Origin of the sequence: Gemmiger formicilis (assembly GCF_900167555.1) — a bacterium.
Taxonomy (GTDB): Bacteria; Bacillota; Clostridia; order Oscillospirales; family Ruminococcaceae; genus Gemmiger; species Gemmiger formicilis.
In genome coordinates this window covers 25852-49510 of record NZ_FUYF01000010.1, presented here as the reverse complement: position 1 = coordinate 49510, position 23659 = coordinate 25852, and the positions used below count along the sequence as shown (strand labels likewise).

Genomic DNA, 23659 nt, shown 5'->3' with positions numbered 1-23659 from the left:
ACCGCTGCGTTTCAGGTCAGAGGTCGGACGCCGTGGGGTTTAGTTACAAACCGGAGGTTTTTTCAGGAGGTTCAGGATGCGCTGGCCGCTGCGTTGGCGGTGTTGCAGAACTCGGTAACGGCGGTGGTCACGTCAGTGCCCTGGCCAACCTGCTGCAGCATGTTCCACCAAGCGGTACGAGCCTCGGCCCAGCCGGGAGTGACCTGATAGTAGTCGCCCAGGTAAGGCATGAGCTTCTGGTACTCGTTCATGACCTCGTCGTCCTTGTACAGGTCGGACAGAGAGTTCTTGACGGAGAAGTAAGTAGAGGTCTTGACGGCCTTTGCGGTCTCGTCAGAGTTGGCCATGAAGTTGATGAAGGTCTTGGAAGCAGCGATCTTGTTTTCGTCGCCGTTGTCAAACACGCCGAAGCCCCAGATGCCGCCGCACAGTGCGGGGTCGCCGGACTCAGTCGGGAACGCCATGAACAGGATGTCGTCGCCGCTGTTGGTCGTGCCGGCTGCGCTGTTGTCAGCGTTGGTCTGCTGGGCAATGTTCCAGCAGAAGGCCATCTGCAGGGTGCCGTTGCGGAAGAGGGTGATTTCCTCGCCGCCGTTGATGGAGGCGTCAAAGTTGATGCCGTCCTGGTTGTACAGGGTCTCGATTGCCTTGACGTTCTCGGCAGAATCAGCGGTGTACTTGGTGTGGGCTGCATCGGTGAAGGTGCCGCCGTACATGTTGTTGATGATGGCGCGGGTGCCCTGGTCGCCGCCCTGGCCGCTGCAGTAGATCGCGCCGACGTCGGTCTTGCCGGAGTCGTAGACGGCCTGCACAGCCTTCAGGAAGTTGTCGGTGGTCCAGGTGTGGTTCTCGGCATCGACATACTGCATAGCACCGGCAGCCTCAAACACGGTCTTGTTGATGGCCATGCAGTGTGCGGTCATGCAGAGCGGGAACTCGTAGTAAGCGCCGGAGGAATCCTTGCAGGCGGCCTCAACGCTGGCGCTGATGTCGGCCTTCTGGTCGTCGGTCCACAGGTCGCTCAGATCGGCCATCAGGCCCTTGGCGCCCCAGTTGGCAACCAGACGCTCGGGTCCTTCCATGACGATGTCAGGTGCGCTGCCGCCCTCGATAGCGGTGTTGACCTGGTCGTCGCCGTTGGTGTAGTCGAGGTACTCGACGGTGACGTGGATGTCAGGATACTGGGCGTTGAAGTCTGCCAGCAGCGCATCAACGGACTCGGAATCGCCCCACTTGCCGATGGGGTAGGTCCACAGCGTAATGTCAGCAGCCTGACCGGCATCGGCGGTGGACTCCGCGGGAGCGGCCTCGCTGGAGGCGGTAGAGGTGCTCTCAGCAGTTGCGGTAGAGGTCGCTGCGCTGGAAGTGGAGCCGCCGCAGGCGACGAGCATGCTGGCTGCCATGCTGGCGGCCAGGATCGCGGAAACTTGCTTCTTCATAGGTTTTTCTCCTTTTTTGCCTTTCGGCCTTTGTGGGGCATCTTCGTTCTGTGTCCCTCGTGATGTCTCTATTTTAGAAAACTTTTTTCATTTTGTCCAGAGGTGAAATAGCCAAGAAAAACTGTCGTTTTTGTACATGCTGCACAAATCTCATCCACATAGTTGCAAAATACATGCGTTTCTATCGGTTTTTCTTGATTTTCATGGGAAAATCGCCTCTTTTTTGATTTATTACAAAATGAAAACAACTTTTACCTTTGAAAATTTTCTATCGCGCGCGCTTTGGTGCTGTAAAGCAAAAAGGCGCTCACCCGTTACATTTACGGGTAAGCGCCTTTGCTTTGGTAGTAGGATACCCCTTTTGTCAAAAAAATACAAGATGTCAAAATGAAACATCCTTTTCACGCGATCCGTCTCAATTTTTGCACATTTGCACAAAAACGGGCCGCTTTTTCCGGGAAAAAGCCTCTTGCAAGCGCGGGTATTTCCCTATATAATGGAAGGAACGAAATAACTTTTCATTTTTTAAGAAAGGGAGCCTTTTTTATGAATTATGAAAATATGACCCGCCGCCGGGTACTCTGCTTCGGCGATTCCAACACCTACGGCTATGACCCTGCCCGCGACGGGCGCTACGGCGATGATGAGCGCTACCCGATGGTGCTGCAGGACCTGCTGGGCGACGGCTGGAGCGTGGTCGAAGAGGGGCTGCCCGGGCGCACCGCCGTGTTTGACGACCCTATTACAGAAGGTATGAACGGGCTGCGGGGCATCACGCCGATCCTGATGAGCCACGCGCCGCTGGACACCGTGACGATCATGCTGGGCACGAACGACAGCAAGGAGCGGTTCGGCTGCAATTCCCATCTGATCTCTCTGGGCATCGTGCGGCTCGTCAAGAAGGCCCTGCACACCGAATGCTGGCGCGACAACGCCAGGCCGGACGTGCTCGTCATCGTTCCGCCGTCCATCACGCCGGAGTACGACCACCTGATTTTTAAAGATGCCATGGGCACCGGCTGCCATGAACGCTGCGCCGGCATTGCCGCCCAGCTGGAGCCGATGCTGAAGGACATCGCCAACGTGCGGTTCCTGGACGCCAACAAACTGCCCGGCGCGGGCTGCTCGCCCCTTGACGGCATGCACATGACCGTCCAGTCCCACAAAGTCCTGGCCAAAGCCTTGCAGAAGGCGCTGACCGGGGATACATTATAAGTAATAGCAGCGGCCAGCCTCCTTGCCTCCCTCTGCGAGACAGCCTCTCCCGACATGGGGGAGGTAGCACTTGCGCCAGAGGGGGCCAAGTTCCGCAACACACCACAGCAGAAAGGACCCTCCATCATGGCAGAGCAAAGTTTTTGGGATATGCTGCGCGCCAAGCGCGACAGCCTGACGAAATCCGGCATCATCGTTGCAGATTACCTTATGCAGCACGCAGAGGACGCACAATACCTGTCGATCTCATCGCTGGCAAAGGCCTGCGGTGTGGCAGAGGCTACGATTTTCCGTTTCTGCCGCGCCCTGGGCTTTGACGGCTATAATGAGATGAAGATCGCGCTGGCGAAGGCCACGGCCACGGCGATGCCGGTCTCACTCAAGCTGGAGCCGGGCGTTGACACCCAGACGCTCTGCACCCACGCCTACAACACAGCCATCGAGGCACTGAACGGCACCCGCAGCGCGCTGGACCCCGAGTCGGTGGACCGCGCGGCCACGCTTTTGCAGCGGGCGCGGCAGGTGTTCTTTTTCGGGCAGGGCGGCAGCTATATACTGGCCTGCGACATCTGGGCGCGGTTCTCGATGCTCTCCACCAAGTTCCGCACGGCAGGCGACAGCCACATGCAGGCCATCGCCGCCAGCCTGATGGGCCCCGAGGACGTCGTGGTCTTTGTCTCCTACTCCGGCGCGACGCGGGATATGATGGACACGCTGCATTTGGCCAGGGAGAACGGTGCCAAGGTCATCCTGCTCACCCACTACAGCGACGCCCCCGGCGCAGCGCTGGCCGATGTCGTGCTTCTGTGCGGCGCCAAAGAAAGCCCGCTCGACTCCGGCAGCATGCCGGTCAAGCTGGCCGTCCTCTTTGTGGCGAACGTCCTCGTCCTGCGCTACACGCTGGACAATCAGGAGCTTGCCAACCTCTCCCTCTCCCGCACAAGCCGCGCGCTAGGGAGTAAGCTGCTGTAATATAAGGGCAATACCGCATAATTCTAAGTGCCGATACGGCGAGCGAGGTGCGGCAGCTGCTAAGCCAAAAGCGCAGATAATACTTTGTGTATTATCGAGCATTTTGGCAACGCAGATGCCGTGCCGCAGCCGCCGGAGCGGTGCTTAAGCCGTAAGGCGGGAATTATGCGGTGTTGCCTAAGCACAAAGCAGCCCGTGAGCACTGTCGCTCACGGGCTGCTTTTTATTGCTGCACCTGTAATGTCCGATGCAGCATCATTTTTAAATTCTCCGGCAGGGCGCTCTGTATCCCGCATTCCGCAGTAAAGCACAGTCCGATCAGGCCGCCGACAACGGCGGAAAAGATCGCGGTGCAGCAGTATTCCAAACTTACCGCGGGGTCGATCTCCCCCGCAGCCTGCAGGCGTATGAGCAGCGTGCGCATGATGTCCCGCAGCTCGTCCGCACAGGCGGGCACAGATTCGCACCTTCCCGTCGTGCCCAGCGCCTGGGCAATCATCTTATAATCGCCCATCCGGTTGGAGGCAATGTCCTGCAAATAGGCTACCGCCCGCTCCTCCAGCCCGGCCAGGGTGCAGCAGTCGGCAAACAGGACGCGGATGCGTTCGTTTTCCCGGGCAAAGCAGTATTCGGCCAGGCCCTGCAGAATCTCCTCCTTTGAGGAAAAATAGCCGTACACCGTACCTTTTCCAATGCCTGCCGTATCGGCCAGCTGTTGGATAGTCATAGCGGCGGGGCTGACGCCCCGGGCGATCAGCTGCAGGGCAGCCTCGTAGACGGCAGCCTTGCGGGCTGCATGGTTATCCATTGTCATGGTCGGCCTCCTTTTTCTCCCCGTCGTTTTCCTCCGGCGCACGGGCCGCGCGGCTCAGATCCGGGCGGCGGGGCGCGGATGCAGCCTCGGCGGCGCGGCGGGCGGCGAACTCTGCCGCAAACTCGGCCGCATCGTCGGGCAGGTCGTCCAGACCGTCATCACCGACGTCAATATTGACCGGCGGCCTGCGGTAGAACAGGTCATACAGCACAGGCACGACGAACAGCGTCATCAGCGTGGCGTAGCTCAGACCGCCGATGATGACAATGGCCATGCCGGTGCTCATCTCGCTGGCCATGTCGGTGCCGAACAGCATCGTGACCATCGCCAGCACCGTCGTCAGCGTCGTCATCAGGATCGGGCGCATACGGGTGCGGCCCGTCGCCACAAGGGCATCGGTGCGCTCCAGCCCGCCGATGCGCAGCTGGTTGGCGTAGTCCACAAACACAATGCCGTTGTTGACGACGACGCCCATCAGGACCAGGAAGCCCATCAGCGAGATCAGCGACAGCTGCTCACCGGCAGCCATCAGGCCGAGCATACCGCCGGTGAAGGCCAGCGGGATCGTGAACAGAACAATGAACGGCGACAGCAGGCTCTGGAACTGCGCCACCATGACAAAATAGACAAAAGCCAATGCCAGTGCAAGCATTTTTGCCATCTGGCTCAGCATCTCGGTGACCTGGGTCGTCTCACCGGCCAGCTCGGCGGTCACGCCGTCGGGCAGGTCCAGTGCGGCCAGCTGCGGCTCCAGCTCGCGGGAGAGCAGCGTCGTGTTGTAGCCGTTGGCGGTCTCGCTCGTCACGGCCAGCTTGCGGGAGCCGTTCTCGCGGGCAATCGTCGTATAGCCCGCCGTCGTAGTGCGGGTCGCGAACTCACCGAGGGTGTGCGTCTCCTTTACGCTGCTGCCGTTCTCATCGGTGGTCGTCGTCTCGAACTCCATATTGAAAATATCGTCCAGCGTCGGCGTGTCGGTCTTATCGACGATAACGACGCTGTAGCTGTCGCCGCCCGCCTTCAGCGTCGTGGCGGTGGTGTCCGTCGTCAGCTTGGCAGCGATCTGCTGGTAGACCTGCGCGACGGTCAGACCCATCCGCATAGCCTTGTCCTTGTCAATCGTGATGTTGATCTCGGCGTCGCCGGCATCCTGGCCGTCGGTGACGTTTTGGATACCGTCGATGCCCTCCATCAGCGCCATGACCTGCTTGCCCGCGGCGGCCAGGTCATTGAGGTCGCTGCCGTAGAGGTCCACCTCGATGCCGGAGCCGGACAGCGCACTCATGTCCATCATGCCATTGGAGTTCACTTCAATTTCGCAGTTTAGATCTGCTGTTTTGCCGTAGATCTCCTGCTCCACGACCTTGGCCTTAGGTGCCTTGTCGCCCAGCAGGACGTAATAGGTAAACGTGGTGTTGTCGGTGGCGGCATTGCCGCCGGCCATGGCGACCATGTTGTTGGAACCGCCCGACATCGCGCCGACGGTGTCGACGCCGTCCACGCTCATGACCGCGTCCATGACGCTGTCCGCCGTGGCGAAGGCGTCCGCCTTAGCCGTATCGTCAGGCACATTGACCGTAATGGTCAGCTGGTTGCTGCTCATGTCGGGGATCATGACGATGCCCATGGTGGCGACGCGCCAGACCGACACCCCCAGCAGCGCAATGGCCAGCGCCAGCGGCACAGCCTTGCGGCGCAGGCAGAAGCGCAGCAGCTTTTCATAGCCGTTCAGCACCTTGTCGAACAGCGGGTGCTTGATGTCCTTCTGCTTTTTCAGCACGGTGGAGCCCGCGCAGGGCACAACGGTCAGCGCCACAACAAGGGACGCCAGCAGACTGAAGGTGATGGTCCAGGCCATGTCGCTGAGAAGCTCGCGCACCATGCCGGTGGTGAACACCAGCGGCAGAAAAACGCAGATCGTCGTCAGGGTGGAGGATACGATGGACCCGGCCACCTGACGCGCGCCCTGCACCGACGCACGGGCGGCGGGCACGCCGCGGCCCCGCAGACGGTAGATGTTTTCAATGACGACAACCGAGTTGTCGACCAGCATGCCGACGCCCAGCGCCAGGCCGGACAGCGACAGGATATTGAAGGTAATGCCGGTGAAATACATCAGCACAATGGCAAACAGCACGCTCAACGGCATACTGATGGCCACGACGATGGTCGGGCGCAGGTCCTTCAAAAACAGCGCCAGTACGATGATGGCCAGCGCCGCGCCCTCGATCAGGTTGGACAGCACGCTGTTGACGATGAGCTTGATATAGTCGCCCTGGTCCATGATGGGCGTCAGGTGCAGGCCCTCGTTTTCGGCCATCATCGTTTCCATCGCCGCGCTGCTGGCGTTGGAGACCGTCGAGGTGGACGACGTCGAGCTCTTGTACAGCGACAGCAGCACGGCGCGGTTCTTGTCCACCTTGGCGTAGGCGTCGTCGGCGTTGTCGGTCATTTCGACCTCGGCCACATCGGACAGGCGCACGTCGCCGATGCCGTCGACATTGCAGAGCACCATGCTTTTCAGCTCGTCCGCGTCGGCAAAGGCATCACCGACCTTGACGATGTAGCGGTTGTCGTCGCCGTCACCGCCCTCGATATAGCCCGCGGGCATCGAGAAGTTCTGCGCATAAATGAGCTGCTGCAGCGTCGTCATGTTCAGTAGCTGGTCCAGATTCGCGCTTTTTAGCGCCTCCTCGCGGGCGGACTCGTATTCCTCCTGCGCGGCCTCAAGCTGGGTCTTGCCGGCCTCGAGCTGGGTCTTACCGCTGGAGACCTGGAACTCGCCCAGTTGCAGCTGGGCCTCGGTGCCGCTCAGCAGCAGCTGGACGGCCATATCGGCCATGGCGGGGTCTACCGCCTCGTCACCAAGGCTTGCCAGCATTTTTTGCAGCTTGTCGCGCTGTTCGTTCAGCTGGGTCAGCATCTCCTGCGCCTTCGTCAACTGGTCGCGCAGGGCGGCGGCGGTATCGTTCAGCGTCTGCTGCAGCGGCTGCATGCCGTCGTTCAGCGCGGTCTCGGCCTCCTGCCGCGCAGTCAGCAGCGTCGTGGCGTTCTGCAGGGCGACCTTCGTCGTGGAGAGGGTCGAGAGATTGCCGCTCAGCTCGCTGACGCGGGCGCGGCGGACGGCGTTGCCGTCGATGACGGCCTGGTCCTGCGCCTGCTCGGCACGCCTGGCGTCGATCTGCGCCTGTAAATCGGCCCGTTCGGCCTCGTCCTCGGTGTTGTTGAGGGTGTCCTGCAGCGACGCGATCTCCACCTCCAGCGCCTGGATGCGGGCGCTCATGGCCGCATACTGGGCGTCCAAGTAGGCCGCAGTCTGCTCCACCGTCATGTTCTGCTCCAGCAGCCCTTCGTCTTCGGCGCGCTGGCGGATGGCCGCATCCGCGCGGTCGATCGAGTTGATCATCGCGCCCATCTTGTTCAGGTCGCTCTTGGCTTCGGCCAGATTGGCCGGGAGCGCGTCGGCGTTATACTGCGGGTCGTAGGCGGCCAGCACCGTCTTGCAGCTCGCAAACAGCGCGTCGTCGATGGGCAGCGTGACCTCGGGCAGGGTGGTATTTGTATTTTTGGCATCCTCCAGCTTGCGGTTTGCCTCGTCCAGGTCGGTCTGCAGACCGGCGATCTTCTTTTCCAGCTCGGGGATCTGCTTGTCCAGCTCGGTGATGGCGTCCCGCAGCTGGGTCGTCACGTCGGCCTTCTGGCTGTTCAGCTGGGCCTTGCCCGCGTCCAACTGGGCCTGGGCGGCGTCCAGTTCCTTCATGCCATCGTTAATTTTTTTCCTGTTGGCATCCAGCTCTTTTTTGGCAGCAGCCAGGCGGTCACTGACCTTGACCAGCAGCTTGTCATTGACAGCGTCGATCTTTTCCTGGTCGAGCGTGATCTGCACCGACTTTTCCACCAGGCCCGTCGTGGACACGCTGGCCACGCCGTCCACGCGCTCGAGCTGGGGCAGCACGTTCTCGCTGACATAGTCGGACAGCTCGTAAATATCCATGCCGTCGTAGTCCACGGCAATGTACTGCGTCGCCATCATGTCCGGGCTGATCTCCATCAGCGTCGGCGTGGACGCCATATCGGGCAGCGCGTCGCCGAGCTGGTTCACGGCGGTGCTGGCCTTGACCATGGCGCTGTCCATGTCGGTGTCGTCCTGGTATTCCAGAAAGAGCAGGCTGTAGTTTTCATTGCTCTGGCTCGTCACGTTCTTGACGCCGTTCAGCGTCGAAAGTGCATTTTCCAGCGGCTTGGTCACGTCGGCCTCGACCTGCTCGGGGCTGGCGCCGGGGTAGGTCGTGATGACCATCAGGTAGGGCAGGTTCATGGCGGGCAGCAGGTCCGTCTGGATGCCGGTCAGGCTGACAAAGCCCAGCACCAGCACCAGAATGACCGCCACCAGAATGGTAAATGGCTTTTTAACGCTGTATTTCGGCATGGAAGTGTTCCCTTTCTTTTCCGACCGACCGGTCGGTCGGATTTATTATAGCACCCTGACCGCCGGTTGTAAAGGGCTGCGCGTCCAGCGCGCCATGGAGCTGCTAAGGGCATCGGCATCCGCCCGATGGCCTACGGCCAGGCGCTGGTGCGAGGTCCTGCACTGAAATTTGCACCCTAAAAAAGAGCCGACAAAAGCTCGTTGAAGTTAATCGTTTCAACGAGCTTTTCAGACTGTCAAAAAAGCGTATTGTAGGGGCGAGCATTGCTCGCCCGTGCCCGTTCGCCTTGTGAGAAGCCTTCCAAAAAGAGCGTTGCTGCGCCAAGTTGGCGGGCGAACAATGTTCGCCCCTACATTCTCTACAAGGCAAAGTAGATGTTTTTTGACATACTGAAAAGTCCGTTGAAACTTATCGTTTCAACGAGCTTTTGTTGAGTTTTGTAGTGTTGTGTGCCAAGGCTCAGAACGGATTTTGTCCCATGCGTACAAAGGAATGCTGCATGGTACCGACCTGTTCCAAACCCTTTTGGGGGCGGTTTAGTTTTTCTTCTGCTCCCCTTCCGGGAAGATGATTTTATAAATCGGGAAGTAAATCACCATCTGCACGCCGCCGTTGATGACGGTGATGAGCACGAACGCCGCCAGAAACAGCGTGATGGCAAGCGCCGCAAAATAGCCCATACCTCCACAGCTCACCTCATGCTTGCGCAGGCACGGTCAGCTCCGCGCTGTATTCGCCGTCGGAAGCAGCAATCGTCATGGCCTCGCCGTCCCCCATGCGGACGATGGCAAGAGCCTCGCCGTAGTAGGTATCGGTTTCGCTGTCCAGATAGCTGTGCTTGTTGAAAGGGCAGGCACTGCCCAGCCCCACCAACGTGCCGCCGCGCACCTGTACCTGAATATTGCCGCGCGCCAGCGGCTTGGTGATGCCGTTTTCATCGGTGTAGCGCAGACGGATGTAGCACAGGCGCCCCGGTTTTACAGTAGGTTCTTCGGCGTCCAGCGTCAGGCAGGTCGTGCCGCCGGCACTTTGCAGCTTGCAGCGACCAATTTCGTGATCGGCAGCGTCATAGCTGACGGCTTCCAGCGTGCCGCTCTCGTAGGGAATGCTGAACCTCGCCAAGCAGTCGTTTTTCAGCGTTTTACTGCCCACCGTGTGACCATTCAGCACCAGCTCCACACGGGCGGCGCGGGCGTAGACCTCCACGTTGGCCTTGCGCTCCTCGCAGCCGGTCCAACTCCAGCTGGGCATGGCATTCGTCATCTTCCACGCACTGGGGCTGTGGCGGTCTCCGGTATGGTTGACCGGGCAGACGGCGATATAGGGGCCGTTGTCGGCCTCCAGCGCCACGCGGGTATAAAGGGCTTCGCCCAGCGGCTTGCCGGTCAGGTCGATGCGCCCCGAACCCGCCGACACCCAGCCCGGACCGCCGTCGAACGTCTCGGCGTAGTCGGCGTACTCCCACGAGCCGACCATGACTTCGCCAAGGTAGTCCATGCCCGCCCAGACAAAGTCGCCCACCAAGCGGGGTTCCTGTTTGGCCAGCTCGCGGAATTTATAAGCATCGCTGCAGAAGGTCTCGCTGCCCAAAATCAACCGCTGCGGGTACTTTTTCAGGTCGTGCTTATAGCGGTAGATGCCATAGTTGTAGCCCGCAATGTCCATGTTGCCAAAGGCGTCACGGGTCTTGACGTCGCAGCCGTGCAGGGTCGCGCCGCGCTTCATGAACTCATCGCCCAGCAGCCCCGCCAGATTGTTGAAGAACTGACTGCCGACTGCCTTTTTCTTGGCGGCCTTCTCGCCGCGCTGTTTGGCTTTCTCGGCGCGCTCGGCTTCTTTTTTTGCCTTTTCGTCGCTGTACACGCCGAAGCCGATGGAGCTTAAAAAGTTGAAGAAGATGTTCACACCGCAGGTCACCGGGCGGGAATCGTCCAGCCCGTGCAGGAAGTCGGTCATCTCTTTGGTCAGGGCGATGCCGCGCTTTTGGGCAGTCTCGCTGACCTCGTTGCCGGTGGAGTAGAGCACGACGCAGGGGTGGTTGTAGTCTTTTTCCACCATGTCGGTCAGATCCTGATGCCACCACTCCTTGAAATAATCCACGTAGTCATGCTCGGTTTTGTGGATGTACCAATGGTCGATGTACTCGTCCATGACAAGCATGCCCTGCCGGTCACACTCGGTCAGCAGCGCCTTGGAGCAGGGGTTGTGCGCTGAGCGAATGGCGTTGTAGCCGTTCTCTTTCAGCAGGCGTACCTTGCGCGCCACGGCGTCGGGGTCACAAACTGCACCCAACAGACCATTATCGTGGTGGATGCACGCGCCCTGGATGATGTACCGCTTGCCGTTGAGCAGGAAACCGTCCGTCCCCCACTCGACCTTGCGAACACCGAACGTCTCGGTTACCACATCATCGGCAAAGCTGACGCGGCAGGTGTACAGGTTTGGCGTTTCAGGTGTCCAAAGGCGGGCGTTGTCAAGGGTCAGGGTAAATACGGCCTCGCCGTCGCTCTCCTGCTGCATGGCGGGCAGGTCGTCCACCATCAGGCGCACCGTGCCGGGGGCGGTGGTCTTTACGCGCACCTCCACGACGGCGGGGTCAAGCGACAGGGTGCGAATTTTAACGCCGTTCAGTGTGATATGCGCACCCCTTGCCGTCCAAAGCTGCACCGGGCGGTAGATGCCCGCGCCGGAATACCATCGGCTGTTGGGCTGGTCGGCGTTGCGGGCAATGACACGCAGCTCGTTCTCCCCTGCGTGCAGATACGGCGCACAATCAACATAAAAGTTGGTGTAGCCGTAGGGGCGAAACGCAGCCTGTTGACCGTTGAGCCAGACCTCGGCATTATGGTAGACGCCCTCAAACTCCAGAATGTGGGTGTCTGCCAGCTCGTTTTCCGGCACGGTCAGGGTGCGCCGGTATTCGTAGTCATATCCCTCGTACCAGCCGGTATTGGTACCGCCCGCGCTCAGGGCGGTGCGGGGTTCAGCCAGCATGGCATCATGGGGCAGGGTCACCGTTTTGCCGGGTGCGGTATCGCCCAAATGGCGGCACGTCCAGCCGGTGAGAAGGGATGTTGCTTTCATACAAGATCCTCGCTTTCAAGGTTATCCATAGCAAAAAACGCAGGAGACTTTCCTTTTCTGTTGTCTGCACTATATCACAATGTACAGCAAAAAGGGGATTCACTACGTGAACGGTCGTTTTTCCCACGCAAGCCGCCTGCGGCATTGGCAAAATAGACAATCGTATCATGCGCTTTATGTGCAGGTTGCTTAAACCAAAAAACAGCCCACCAAAATGGGCTGTCCGGGTTATTTCTGCTTGATGGGAAACAGCACCTTTAATGTGAACTGGTTCTCCTGGGTGGTGATCTCGGCGGTGCCGCCGTATTTTTCGGCGGTGTCGTAGATGCTCTTTAGACCGTAGCCGTGGTAGCGGGCGTCGGACTTGGTCGTTTTTGGCAGGTTGCCGTCCGCTTGGAAGGCACCGTCGTAGGTGTTTTCGACCCGGACCCACAAAAAGCTCTTTTGCCGTGCCACCACCAGATGAATGAGTCGCTGCTCGCTGTCGGGCAGCTTTTCTACACTCTCGATGGCGTTGTCCAGCGCATTGCCGAACAGCGAACACAGGTCCATCGTATCCATAAAATCCAGCGCCGCACCGTCTGCCACGCAGGTCAGCGTGATGCCGTGCTGCTGGCAGTACAGGCTTTTGCTGGTCAGGATCGTGTCCAGCACCTCGTTGCCGGTCTTGTTCTGCGCCTCATAGCTGCGGATCTCCTGCTCCATCGCGTCGAGGTAGTGGGCCTTTTCCTCTGAGGTCTCGCTGCGCAGCACGGCGATCTGGTGCTTGAGGTCGTGATATTTTTTATTGATAAGGTCAATGCTGTCCTGCGCCGAGCGGTACTGTGCGTACTGCGCCTGCAAGACGTTCTGCAAAGCATCGCGCTCCTTTTTGCGGCGGTACTCCACCAGCTGCATGTGGTGCGCAAACAGAATGGCCATGCCGCCCAGGTCTACCAGCGTGCGGATGTTGTAAATTTCCGCCGTCATTTTGCCGGAAAACGGCGTGTCCGGGCTGACATAGCTCAGGTTGCTGGCGGCATAGACCGCCACACCGATGAACAACGTGCTGAGAAATTCCTTTTTGTGGACGTGCAGAGGCGAAGCAATATCGTTATAATTGCGTTCCAGCGCGAACACCACGCCATACACTGCGGCATAGACGACTGCCAAAATGCACACACGCACACCCGTGCCCGGCGTGCCATGCTGCCCGACCATATAGTAGTAGAGCTGCCATTCCAACGAGGCGGCCAGTTCCCCCAAAATAAACGCGCGGACGCAGTAATACCCCGCGCTCCGGGCGGGCACGTCGGTCTGCATTCGGATGTACAGATACATGATCAAGATGGATACCGCAATGCAGGGCAGAAACCAGAATTGCGGCACCTGCCCCGTTGCCTGCATAAAGACGCCGAGCAGCAGCAAAAACACCGCATGGATCGTATACCGCCGCCAGCCTGCTGTACGCTTGGGCAGGAAGAACAGATATAAAAGGCAGGCCAGCCAGTCCGCCAGCGCGGTATACAGGCGGGGAATGTTGCCCAGAACTTCCGTTTCCATCAGATGTTTTCCCCCATGTAGTGATTGAGCGCCGCCAAAAACGCCTTGCGCTTGGCGCGGCTGATCTGCACCCGCTCACCGTTGACGATGGCGTCCTCGTCCTGAATGCCGTCCACGTGTTCCAGATTGACAAGGTACGCCTTGCTGCTGCGGAAGAAATTCTCCGGCGGCAGCTTCTGCTCCACATCGCGCATGGAGCCGGTGGAATACACCTCGCCCTGCTTGGTGTGGAACAGCAGGTCGTGGTCGCAAATTTCTACATAATAAATATCGGAGGCGTCGAGCTTCTGCACGCCGCCCGCGCAGGGCACCGTGAGGAAATGCTTCTGGCGGCGTCCCAGCAGCTCCCGCACATGGTTCATCCGCTGGCAGAAAGCGTAATAACTCAGCGGCTTTAAGATATAGTCCAGCGCCTGCACCGCGTACCCCTTGATGGCATACTGCGGCGAGTTGGTGATGAAGATGATAAGCACCTCCGGGTCGGCGCGGCGGATCTCCTCGGCTGCTGACATACCATCCATGAAGGTCATCTCGATGTCCATCAAAATCAGGTCATAGCCGCCCTTATAGCCCAGCGCGATCTCGTCGCCATCTGAAAAATGCGTGATTTGAAAATGGCAGTTTTTCTCCTGCTGGTATTTTTCCAGATACGAGTCCAGCACTGCCCGATCCTGCGCGCTGTCCTCGACTACTGCGATGTAGTTCACGAAAATTCTCCTTTTGAGAGCAAATGAATGCGTTTATGGGCCGACTGCTATGCCGCTTGCCTTTCATGGATATAGGCTCTATCTGATAAGTATTATACAGATTCTTTTCCGAATTTTCAATAAATCATGGTTCTGCTTATCCGCCTTGATTGCCCACGCTTTGGGCGGGAAGATGTTTTACATAGCATAGCGTTTGATCACCCGCAAACGCATTTCCGGGGTGTCCCATCGAGGAATGCGGACACCCGTCTCACAGGGTTTTCACGCAGGGAAAGCCCGCACAAATAACTAAGGCAGCACCGCACAATTCCCGCCTTACGGCTTAAGCACCGCTCCGGCGGCTGCGGCACTTAGAATTATGCGGTATTGCCCTGGAACCAAAAAAGCCCCGGCCTTTTCTGGCCGAGGCTTGATGGTTGCGGAGCAGAATGTGATCTGTTCGCTTCCGCTGACAGGGAGGGCAATCCGCTTAGGGTTCCACCCGCACCGTCAGGCGGGAGGCGTGCAGCCCACCGTGGTATACCCGGTTATGGGCCACCACGGTCCGGGCGGAAGCAAAACCTTCCCGGGTGTTGCTGTTGGGGAAGATGAAATTCTTGGCGCTGGAGGTGACAGTCACCCGGATGCGGTGGCCTTTCCGGAAGCAATTGGACAACTTGGTGGTGCGGATCTTCAGGCAGACGATCTCGCCTTCCTGCAAAAACTCCGACCGGGCAAAGCCATTACGGTATCGGGCGCTGAGCAGGCCATCCGCCAGCTTGATGGACCGGCCGTTCTCATCCACGTCGGTAACACGCACCACAAAGTCGGTATCCGGCGCGTCAGAAGAAATATACAACTCCGCCGTCATATCACCGGTCAGAACCAGGTCTTCCTTCAGCACAGGGGAGGTGTAGCACAGCAGGTCCTGACGCAGTTCCTCCCGGGTGTAGTCCTCCGGCACTTCGATCTCGTTCTCCGACATATCGATGATGTGCTGGGACGGATTTTCGGGGTCATAGGCGTAACCGTCGCAGTTCTCCCGCTCCGGCTTGGCAAAAGTCAGCCGCCCGTCCCCGGCAGAGGTGTTGGCATGGCCGTCACTATCCAGATACAAGTGGGTGACCCGGGTCTCGGGCACTGGCCAGTTTTCGGCGGTCTTCCATACCTCCTGGCCCAGGGTGTAGTATTCTACCGGGGCAGTCTGGTCGATGCCGTTGTCCACTTCCTTGAGGTGATGCTCAAACCAGCGGAAATACAGCCAGTCCAGATCAAAGCGCAGCGCCTGGCTGCCGAAGGATACCCCGTGCATGTCGTACTTACTGTTGCCGCTGTGCTGCCAGGGTCCCAGAATGACCTTGCGCATGCCCCGAGGGAAGTCATGGACCAGTTCCAGGGCTTCGGTGGTACCCATGCCGTTGTCGTCAAACCAGCCGGACTGAATCAGCGCCGGGATCTGCGCCCTGACGGAGCGTTCCTGCCAGTTGGACATACGCCAGAAATCGTTGTAGTCACTGGGTTCCAGCCACCGTGTGATGAAGGGCACATCGTACCCCAGAGCCTTTTTCGACAGGTCGGTCAGGGGGCGGATGTTCAGCACTTTCTCCCAGTCATCGCGTTCCATCAGCTCAGGGTGGAAGGTTTTCTGAGACACCGCAAAGGCCCAGGCCAGCATGCCCGAGGTGAAAGACCCACCCCGCCGGGGCAGATCCACAAAGGCGCTGCCCGCGCAGACTACGCTGATCAGAGCTTTCAGGTGGGGGTTGCCGCTGGCAGCGGCTGCCCACTGTACATAACCCAGGTAGGACCCGCCCACCATACCGATGCGTCCGCTGCACCATGGCTGGGCGGCGATCCAGTTCAGAGTATCGTCGCCGTCCTCCACCTCGTGGTAGTTGGGCAGCCATTCGCCTTCACTGGCGTTTCTGCCGCGCACATCCTGTACTACCACCGCGTAGCCGCGCTGGACGTAACGGTAGTATATCTCACAGCCGTCCTCTTTGCCGTAGGGGGTGCGTACCAGCACTGCGGGCACCGGGGTACTGCAGTTTTTAGGCAGGTATACGTTGGTGGAAAGATGTACCCCGTCCCGCATGGGCACCGGGAAGGTCTGCGCATGTTCTACCGGGAACAACTGTTCCTCCGGCCAGGTCGAGCGCCACAGGCGCAGGATGGTCTCCTCCTCGGCACCGGGTTCCACCAGCACCGTGACCATCTCCCGGGCAGGGCAGGTGACGGCGATCAGCCGCCCGTCCTTCATCTGTTTGTTGTTGGGGAATTTTACATCCCGCTGCAGGTAGCTGCAGCCGTCTTCGCTGGTGTAGCGCTCGCCGCACAGGGAAACTTCCCCGGTGCCATGCAGACCCGTCTCGTACTGGGACAGGTTCTGCCCCAGGGCGGCAAAGTCCATCTTCACAAAGAAACGGTAAAAATCCCGGTCCTGTTCAGTCAGGTCCTGCCAGTCCAGCAGCGCGCCGGTATGCACGTCCAGTTTCCGGATCTGGGGTGTGCCGTCGCCCAGCCGCAGTCTGCCGTACAGGATGCCTGAAACATATAAGTCAAAATTACGCATTTCCGTTTCTCCCGTTTTCCGTTTAGGCGCCGATGAAAGCACGGATGGCATAGGCTACACCGATGCCCACATAGTTGCCCAGGGCACCGGCCAGTACGCCCATGAGCAAGCCGATGTTGATAAGGGTCTTCCACTGGGCGCTGGAGGCGATGAGGGCGGCGGTGGGGCCATCCGAGATACAGCCCACGATGGACAGCAGCACATACTCAAAACGGACTTTCAGCAGCCGGGTGATGAGCAGGTGCAGCAGAATGGAACAGGCGATGACACAGAAGCAGAACAGGGTGATGTAGAAGGTAGATCCGAAGAACTGCTTCAGGTCCACCGCAAAGCCGATGGTCACCAGGAACAGCACCGCTACGAAAAGGCCCAGGTCAAAGTTGCCGCGCAGCTTGCGGACGGCCGGCACCTGTGCCAGGATGATGGAGAAGGTGGTGATGAGCAGGATGCGGCCTGCACTGCGGAACCCTGCTCCGAATACCATCGAGGAGATGCTGGTGGCAGCCCACACGGTGCCAAAGCCGATGGCCAGCAACCAGGCGATTTCCTGGATGGACCATTCCTTGGAGGCCATCAGTTCCTCGTGGTTGCCATCCCCCAGCAGCTCCGACTCGCTCATATCATAGGGCCACAGCTTTTTCAGCCATTTGGAACTCTTGTACAGGGCGGGGGTAGCAAACATCAGGATCAGCGTGGGGATGCCCACCACATAGTCGGCGGCATTGGCCGAGGCGATGGTGTTCTTGCTGGCATCCAGGCCTACAGCGATGGCGGTCAGGTTGGAACTGCCGCCGGTGTAGGTGCCCACGAACATACCGGCCACCTTCCAGCCCTCGTCGATTTTGTTGGCGAACAGTATGCCGAACACCAAAGCTGCCACGCAGACGCTGAATATGGCCGAGGCCAACGCAATGATCGGTTCCTTGGATAATTTGCGCATCTGTTTCAGGTCCAGGCTCAGCAGGCAGATGGAAACGGACAACGGCACGCAGTAGCTGCTGATGGCATCATAGGTAGGGCTGGAGGTAGGCACGATCCGCAGGTTGGACATCACGATGCCCATGACGATAACCGTCAGGGCCGGGCCCAGCGTTTTGAACACCTTGAACCGCTGCAGCCAGAATCCCAGTGCAACCGTGGCGACCATGATGAACAGGAGCGCGCCTTCGGAGGAAAAAATCGTATTCGCCATAATATACCTCTCTATACCTCTCTGCGGGGTCCCGCTTAAAAATCAATATCGATGCCAAGGCCCGGCTTGTCGGACAGGGTGTAGACGCCGCCATTCACGGCAAAACCGCCGGGCATACCCATCTCGGGGTCCACGGCGTACATAAAGCTGTCGCAGTCCGCCTCGGTGATGTTCTGCTTGGCGGCAACCAGGCTCACACCGGCAGCAATGGCCACCTTGGTCTCCAGCATGCAGCCCACCATGCACTGTACATGGTTTGCCTCGGCAATGGCGTTGATCTTTTCCGCCGGGTACAGGCCGCCGCACTTCATCAGTTTGATGTTGATAATGTCTGCAGCATCGATCTTGCAGGCCTTTGCTGCGTCGATGGGGGTGTGGACCGACTCATCCAGCATGACCTGCAAGTCCACCTTGGAACGCACAAAGCGCATACCGTCCAGATCCCAGCTGGGCAGGCACTGTTCCACCGCTTCCACGCCCAACTCTTCAAAGGCTTTCAGGGTGCGCACCGCATCGCTGACCGTGTAACCCTGGTTGGCGTCCACACGCAGGCGGATGTTGGGGCCCACCGCCTGACGGATCAGGGTCAATGCCTGAATATCCTCGCTCGGGTTGATGCCGGCCTTGATTTTCAGAATGGTGAAGCCATCCTTTTCCACCCGTTCCCGGGCTTCGGCGGCCATGGCTTCCGGTGTGTCAATGCCCACCGTCATGTCCGTGACGATCTGGTTCACGCTGCCGCCCAGCACCTTGTACAGAGGCTGACCCATCAGTTTGCCCTTTATGTCGTACAGGGCAATATCCACCGCGGCCTTTGCCGAGGTGTTGCCTGACAGCAGACGGTCCATCATCCTGTGGATGCCCTCAACATCGAGCGGGTCCATGCCGATCAATCCGGTGCGGAACAGTTTCAGCGCTTCCAGAACGGTGGCTGCGCTCTCGCCGGTTACCGGTTCAAAGGGCGCGGCCTCACCGATGCCCCACAGACCTTCGTCGGTGGAGATCTTCACCAGCACATTCAGCGAATGATCCTGTACCGCAAAAGCAATACGGAAGGGCTTTTTCATGGGGATACGGATGGTTTCTACCTTTACGTCTGTGATTTTCATAGGGTTCCTCCTGCACAATAATTTTTATAAAATTTACAATTTTTTATAAATTTTACTATTTCTAAAATTTTTGTCAAGAGTTTTTCTGCTTTTTTCACACTTTTCAGAACATTTTGTAAGATAATCAAGAAATCATCTAATTTTCTTTAGTAAAAAATTTTATAAATATCGAATTTTTTCTTGCTTATTTACGTACAGAGCATTTTGTGATATACTGTAAATAAATTTTTTTACGAAAAAGCGGGAGGTCTTATGCTGGGCGAACATGTTCGAAATATCCGGAAAAAGCGGGGAATCACCCTCAAGGAACTGGCCGAAAAGACTGGTTTGTCCATCGGGTATATCTCCCAAATCGAGCGCGATCTCACCGACCCTTCCCTGTCCACCCTGCGCAAACTCAGCGCCGCTCTGGACATCCCCACCTATCTGTTTATGGGAGGTGAGAGCAGCACCGGCCTGACAACCCGTCAGGCGGATATGTTGATCCTCTCCCAGCCCAATTCCAATGTACGGTATCATCTGCTTACGCCCATGCCCAACGGAAATTTTGTACCTCAGTCGTTGGTCATACGCTTTGAGCTGGAACCCCACTGCAAGGACGGCGACCTGCCGGTGATCCATCCCAGTGAGGAAATCCTGCTGCTGGAACAGGGGCAGCTGGATGTACTGGTGGAGTCCAAGACTACCCGCCTGAACGCCGGAGACACCACTGTGGTACAGTCCAACCTGCCCCACATCGTTTCCAACCCCGGGGATATCACAGCGGTGGGGCTGGCTGTGTTCACCCCTGCCATTTGGTTCCCCAACAACCGGCGCAGTTTTAACCGCGGTGGCGAAACCTGAATCTTCGCACCGGCTTGGCGCAGCAGCGCGTTTTCCGGGAAGGTTTTTCACAGACAAACGGGCACGGACGAGCAATGCCCGCCCCTACAAGAGTTTTTTGCAGCCTGAAAAAAAATTGCAAGCCGGCGATCTGCCGGCTTGCAATTTTTTTATCCCCCGCAGAGGGTCTTTTTCGCCGTTCCCTGCCTTTTACTGCCCGGCCAGCGCGATCTGCTCGCGGGTGATGGGCAGCTCATAGAACCGCTTGTGGGTGGCGTGGTAGATCGCATCGGCCACGGCAGGCAGCGGGGTGTTGATGACCACCTCGCCGATGCTCTTGGCACCGAAGGGGCCGGTGCCCTCGTAGCTGCTCTCAAATACGACATGGATATGCCCGATGTCGTTGCGCGCCGGGATCTTGTACTGCATCAGCGAGTTTTCCTGCGGCATGCCGCGGTCATCGTAGGTGACATTTTCGGTCAGCGCCATACCGATGCCCTGCAGGATGCCGCCCTCGGCCTGCACCCGCGCAAGGTTCGGGTTGACCGGTGTGCCGCAGTCAACGGCTGCCTCATAGCGGATGACCTGCGCCTCGCCGGTTTCCAGATCGACCTCGACCTCGGCTGCGCCCACCATGAACGGCGGGGGCGAGATTTCCGAGCTGTGGGTCACAACTGCCTCCAGCGCCGTATTGCTGCCGCACTGGGAGGCTGCGGCGATCTGCGCCAGCGTGGCGCGCTGCGTGCCGTCCTCGCTTGTCACGGCATCGCCCGCAAAGACGACTGCACGCTCATCAAGGCCCAGCAGCCCCGCGCCGACCTGACAGATCTTCTGCTTGAGCTGCTCGGCGCACTGCTCAACCGCCTTGCCGGTGACATAGGTCGTGCTGGATGCGTAGGAGCCGGAATCGTAGGGCGAGGAATCGGTGTCCGCGCCGAGGACCGTCACATTGTCGAGCGGGCAGTCCAGCACCTCGGCGGCGATCTGCGCCAGAATCGTGTCGCAGCCGGTGCCCATGTCGGCTGCACCAATTGAGAGGGTATAGAACCCGTCATCGTTGATCTTCAGGCTGGCGCTGCCCACATCCACACTCGTAATGCCGGAGCCCTGCATCGCCATGCCCATGCCCACGGCGCGCACCTTGCCGTTGCCCATGTCGCGCACGGGGTATTTTTCGTCCCAGCCGATGTTGTCATGCACGGCCTGCAGGCAGCGGTCCAGCGCGCAGCTGGTGTTGACCTGCCCGTAGTAGGCGGGCATCACATCGCCCTCATGGACGATGTTGCGCTGGCGGATCACAAACGGGTCGATGCCCAGCTTGTCGGCCAGCTCATTGACGGCGGACTCCACCGCAAACAGGCCCTGAGTCGCACCGTAGCCGCGGTAAGCGCCCGCGGACATGTGGTTCGTGTAGACGACATCGCTGACAAAGCGGAATGCCTCGGCCTTGCCGTAGAGCGGGATGGATTTGTGGCCGGACAGGCCCACCGTTGTAGGCCCATGCTCGCCGTAAGCACCGGTGTTGGACAGGGTGTAGAGGTCGATGCCCCTGACGATGCCGTCCTTTGTCGCACCGAGGCGGACATGCAGCTCCATCTCATGGCGCGGGGTGGAGGCGATCTGGCTCTCGTACCGGCTGAAGATGATCTTGCTGGGCTTTTTGGTTTTCCATGTCACAAAGGCGGGGTAGACCTCGCAGACCGAGGTCTGCTTGGCGCCGAAGCCGCCGCCGATGCGGGGCTTGGCCACCCGGATCATCGACTTGGGGATGTGCAGCGCATTGGCCAGGATCCGGCGGCAGTGGAAAACGATCTGGGTCGAGCTGAGGACATTCAGCCGCCCGTAGGCATCTATGCTGCAGTAGGTGCGGAAGGTCTCCATCATGGCCTGCTGGCAGGCGCGGGTGTGGTATGTATGGTCGATGACGACATCGCACCCCGCCAGCACCGCCTCAATATCGCCCGCCCCGCTCTCATCGTGGGCGCACAGGTTGCGCTTGTTGTCGGCCCCGACCGGTGCCAGCGACTCCCAGTTTTCCTCCGGGTGGACAAGGACGGGGTTGTCCAGTGCCGTGTGGTAGTCCAGCACGGCGGGCAGAACCTCATACCGGACCTTGATGAGCTTCATCGCCTTATCGACGCATTTTTCATCCTTGCCGGCCAAAATCGCGACAACATCCCCCGCAAAGCGGACATGGCGGTCGATGACAAGCCGGTCATAGGGGCTCGGCTCGGGGTAGGTCTGGCCCGCCTGGGTGTAGCGGCGGCCCTGCTGGTCCACATCCTTCCATGTGTAGATTGCCTCGATGCCCGGCACCAGCAGGGCACGGCTCGTGTCGATTTCCTGCACGATAGCGTTGGCATGGGGGGAGCGCAGCAGCTTTACGATCAGGCAGTCCTGCGGGATGACATCATCCATGTAGACGGGCTGGCCGGTCACAAGCTGCATAGCGTCCTTTTTGCGCATGGATTGGTTCACGGTTTTCATTGGGCAGCCTCCTTCCCCTTTTTCCACGCTAAAAAGTTCAAAATGCCCCGCAGCTGGCCCTCATAGCCGGAGCAGCGGCAGAGGTTGCCGGCCAGATACTCCTTGATCTCGTCCTCGCCGGGGTCGGGGTTTTCCCGGAAAAGCGCCAGCGCGTTCATAATAAAGCCCGGGTTGCAGAAGCCGCACTGCTCCGCACCCTGATCGGCGATAAAGGCGCCGAACTCGGCAGCCTCCTCCTGCAGCCCCTCCAGCGTGGTGACGCTGCGTCCGTTGACCCGCGCCGCCAGCACCGAGCAGGACAGCACCGGCTTTTCATCGAGAAAGACCGTGCAAAGGCCGCAGTTGGCGGTCTCGCAGCCGCGCTTGACGCTCTTGCAGCCGAGGCTGCGCACAAGGTCCAGCAGCACGGTGTCAGCCGCGATTTCGGCGGTGACTTTTTTATGATTTAAGGTAAATGTGATCTGCATGGTATACCTCCGTCAATTTTCCAGCGCGGCCACGGCACGCCGGACCAGCACACCGGTCAGGTGGGTGCGGTACTCGGCACTGCCGCGCAGGTTGCTGCCGGTCTTGACGGCTGCCTGCACGGCGGCGGGCATCTGCGCCGGGTCGCAGTCCGGCGTGACAAGCACGGCCTTCATCGGGCGCGCGCCGATGGCAAAGCGGTACTGCCCCTGCGCCGTGCGGGCAGCCGCACAGGTCAGGATCGGGAAATCGGTCTGGGTCGCGCGCACCGACTGGTACTGCACCTTCAGCCCCGGCGTCTTGCGCAGGCAGATGTGGGTCAGAATATCGCGGTCATAGGGCATCGCGGCAAACTGCGCCAGCGGCATCCGGCCCGCCCTGTACAGCTCGACCTCGCAGTCCAGCGCTAAAAACAGCGTCAGCACATCGGAAAAGCCGAACCGGCCATAGATGCTGCCGCCCACCGTGGCGCAGTTGCGGAACTGTACGCCGACAATGTGGCGCACAGCCTCCCGCACAGCCCCCGCGGTGTAGGCATTCAGGGCGGCGTTCGTTTCCAGATCGCGCAGCGTTGCCATAGCGCCGATGATGATCTCGGTGTCAGTCTCCTCGATCGTATCCAGCCCCAAGGCCGACAGGTCGATGGCCGTGCCGACATTGATCTTTTCCATCTTGAGCCAGAGCATACCGCCCAGCACGCGGTTGGGCTTTTTCTGGTTCAGCTGCCATGCCTCCTCCAGCGTGGCGGGGCGGGCATATTCGCGTATCGTCATCATGGGTCAATCTCCGTTTTTTCTGTTTTGGGCGAAAAAATCACACTTTTCGTGGATAGG

General features: G+C 59.3%; 16 protein-coding genes. 3 read left to right on the top strand and 13 right to left on the bottom strand.

Features of this window, described 5'->3' with window-relative positions; all coding sequences use genetic code 11:
- Positions 1–71: 71 nt before the first annotated feature.
- Complete coding sequence (locus B5D32_RS09330; protein WP_078784792.1) at positions 72–1439, bottom strand: ABC transporter substrate-binding protein; 1368 nt, start codon at positions 1437–1439, stop codon at positions 72–74.
- Positions 1440–1985: 546 nt separating this feature from the next.
- Here B5D32_RS09330 and B5D32_RS09325 point away from each other — a divergent pair.
- Positions 1986–2654 carry a GDSL-type esterase/lipase family protein gene (locus tag B5D32_RS09325; RefSeq protein WP_078784791.1) on the top strand — a complete coding sequence of 223 codons (669 nt, stop codon included), beginning with the start codon at positions 1986–1988 and terminating at the stop codon, positions 2652–2654.
- 126 nt (positions 2655–2780) lie between these two features.
- On the top strand, positions 2781–3626 hold the full coding sequence (locus tag B5D32_RS09320; RefSeq protein WP_078784790.1) for a MurR/RpiR family transcriptional regulator: 846 nt from the start codon (positions 2781–2783) through the stop codon (positions 3624–3626).
- A 223-nt stretch (positions 3627–3849) separates the two neighbouring features.
- Here B5D32_RS09320 and B5D32_RS09315 read toward each other — a convergent pair whose 3' ends face one another.
- From B5D32_RS09315 to B5D32_RS09280, 9 genes are all read right to left on the bottom strand, one after another.
- A complete protein-coding gene (locus B5D32_RS09315) occupies positions 3850–4440 on the bottom strand; it encodes a TetR/AcrR family transcriptional regulator (protein ID WP_078784789.1) in 591 nt (196 codons plus the stop codon).
- A complete protein-coding gene (locus tag B5D32_RS09310; RefSeq protein WP_078784788.1) occupies positions 4427–8866 on the bottom strand; it encodes an efflux RND transporter permease subunit in 4440 nt (1479 codons plus the stop codon). The genes B5D32_RS09315 and B5D32_RS09310 overlap by 14 nt, the downstream gene beginning before the upstream one ends.
- A gap of 537 nt (positions 8867–9403) precedes the next feature.
- Positions 9404–9547 (bottom strand): hypothetical protein, encoded by a 144-nt coding sequence (locus B5D32_RS15215; protein ID WP_159447020.1) that lies wholly within the window; start codon positions 9545–9547, stop codon positions 9404–9406.
- Positions 9548–9563: 16 nt separating this feature from the next.
- A complete protein-coding gene (locus B5D32_RS09305) occupies positions 9564–11951 on the bottom strand; it encodes a glycoside hydrolase family 2 TIM barrel-domain containing protein (RefSeq protein ID WP_078784787.1) in 2388 nt (795 codons plus the stop codon).
- A 228-nt stretch (positions 11952–12179) separates the two neighbouring features.
- Positions 12180–13493, bottom strand: a complete 1314-nt coding sequence (locus B5D32_RS09300) for an ATP-binding protein (protein WP_078784786.1) — start codon at positions 13491–13493, stop codon at positions 12180–12182.
- On the bottom strand, positions 13493–14200 hold the full coding sequence (locus B5D32_RS09295; RefSeq protein WP_078784785.1) for a LytR/AlgR family response regulator transcription factor: 708 nt from the start codon (positions 14198–14200) through the stop codon (positions 13493–13495). Before B5D32_RS09295 ends, B5D32_RS09300 begins: the two co-directional genes overlap by 1 nt.
- 469 nt (positions 14201–14669) lie before the next feature.
- A complete protein-coding gene (locus B5D32_RS09290; RefSeq protein ID WP_078784784.1) occupies positions 14670–16751 on the bottom strand; it encodes a CocE/NonD family hydrolase in 2082 nt (693 codons plus the stop codon).
- 22 nt (positions 16752–16773) lie between these two features.
- The gene (locus B5D32_RS09285) at positions 16774–17943 is read right to left on the bottom strand and encodes a DUF819 family protein (RefSeq protein ID WP_078784783.1); all 1170 of its coding nucleotides are present in this window, start codon (positions 17941–17943) and stop codon (positions 16774–16776) included.
- A 35-nt stretch (positions 17944–17978) separates the two neighbouring features.
- A complete protein-coding gene (locus B5D32_RS09280) occupies positions 17979–19052 on the bottom strand; it encodes a mandelate racemase/muconate lactonizing enzyme family protein (RefSeq protein WP_078784782.1) in 1074 nt (357 codons plus the stop codon).
- A 252-nt stretch (positions 19053–19304) separates the two neighbouring features.
- Here B5D32_RS09280 and B5D32_RS09275 point away from each other — a divergent pair, with 252 nt between their 5' ends.
- Positions 19305–19895: a helix-turn-helix domain-containing protein gene (locus tag B5D32_RS09275; RefSeq protein WP_078784781.1), complete on the top strand. Its 591-nt coding sequence runs from the start codon at positions 19305–19307 to the stop codon at positions 19893–19895.
- Positions 19896–20084: 189 nt separating this feature from the next.
- Here the strand turns inward: B5D32_RS09275 and B5D32_RS09270 are convergent, their stop codons facing one another.
- The 3 genes from B5D32_RS09270 to B5D32_RS09260 are packed head-to-tail and all read right to left on the bottom strand — an operon-like array spanning position 20085 to position 23602.
- Positions 20085–22361, bottom strand: coding sequence for a xanthine dehydrogenase family protein molybdopterin-binding subunit (locus B5D32_RS09270; protein ID WP_078784780.1), 2277 nt, complete (start codon positions 22359–22361; stop codon positions 20085–20087).
- Positions 22358–22828: a (2Fe-2S)-binding protein gene (locus tag B5D32_RS09265; RefSeq protein WP_078784779.1), complete on the bottom strand. Its 471-nt coding sequence runs from the start codon at positions 22826–22828 to the stop codon at positions 22358–22360. Before B5D32_RS09265 ends, B5D32_RS09270 begins: the two co-directional genes overlap by 4 nt.
- 12 nt (positions 22829–22840) lie before the next feature.
- Positions 22841–23602, bottom strand: coding sequence for an FAD binding domain-containing protein (locus B5D32_RS09260; protein WP_078784778.1), 762 nt, complete (start codon positions 23600–23602; stop codon positions 22841–22843).
- Positions 23603–23659 lie beyond the last annotated feature (57 nt).

Excerpts from the sequence above, each read along its gene's own strand:
- B5D32_RS09330 (WP_078784792.1), bottom strand. The coding sequence starts at position 1,439 with ATGAAGAAGCAAGTTTCCGCGATCCTGGCCGCCAGCATGGCAGCCAGC.
- B5D32_RS09325 (WP_078784791.1), top strand. The coding sequence starts at position 1,986 with ATGAATTATGAAAATATGACCCGCCGCCGGGTACTCTGCTTCGGCGAT.
- B5D32_RS09320 (WP_078784790.1), top strand. The coding sequence starts at position 2,781 with ATGGCAGAGCAAAGTTTTTGGGATATGCTGCGCGCCAAGCGCGACAGC.
- B5D32_RS09315 (WP_078784789.1), bottom strand. The coding sequence starts at position 4,440 with ATGACAATGGATAACCATGCAGCCCGCAAGGCTGCCGTCTACGAGGCT.
- B5D32_RS09310 (WP_078784788.1), bottom strand. The coding sequence starts at position 8,866 with ATGCCGAAATACAGCGTTAAAAAGCCATTTACCATTCTGGTGGCGGTC.
- B5D32_RS15215 (WP_159447020.1), bottom strand. The coding sequence starts at position 9,547 with ATGGGCTATTTTGCGGCGCTTGCCATCACGCTGTTTCTGGCGGCGTTC.
- B5D32_RS09305 (WP_078784787.1), bottom strand. The coding sequence starts at position 11,951 with ATGAAAGCAACATCCCTTCTCACCGGCTGGACGTGCCGCCATTTGGGC.
- B5D32_RS09300 (WP_078784786.1), bottom strand. The coding sequence starts at position 13,493 with ATGGAAACGGAAGTTCTGGGCAACATTCCCCGCCTGTATACCGCGCTG.
- B5D32_RS09290 (WP_078784784.1), bottom strand. The coding sequence starts at position 16,751 with ATGCGTAATTTTGACTTATATGTTTCAGGCATCCTGTACGGCAGACTG.
- B5D32_RS09285 (WP_078784783.1), bottom strand. The coding sequence starts at position 17,943 with ATGGCGAATACGATTTTTTCCTCCGAAGGCGCGCTCCTGTTCATCATG.
- B5D32_RS09280 (WP_078784782.1), bottom strand. The coding sequence starts at position 19,052 with ATGAAAATCACAGACGTAAAGGTAGAAACCATCCGTATCCCCATGAAA.
- B5D32_RS09275 (WP_078784781.1), top strand. The coding sequence starts at position 19,305 with ATGCTGGGCGAACATGTTCGAAATATCCGGAAAAAGCGGGGAATCACC.
- B5D32_RS09270 (WP_078784780.1), bottom strand. The coding sequence starts at position 22,361 with ATGAAAACCGTGAACCAATCCATGCGCAAAAAGGACGCTATGCAGCTT.
- B5D32_RS09265 (WP_078784779.1), bottom strand. The coding sequence starts at position 22,828 with ATGCAGATCACATTTACCTTAAATCATAAAAAAGTCACCGCCGAAATC.
- B5D32_RS09260 (WP_078784778.1), bottom strand. The coding sequence starts at position 23,602 with ATGATGACGATACGCGAATATGCCCGCCCCGCCACGCTGGAGGAGGCA.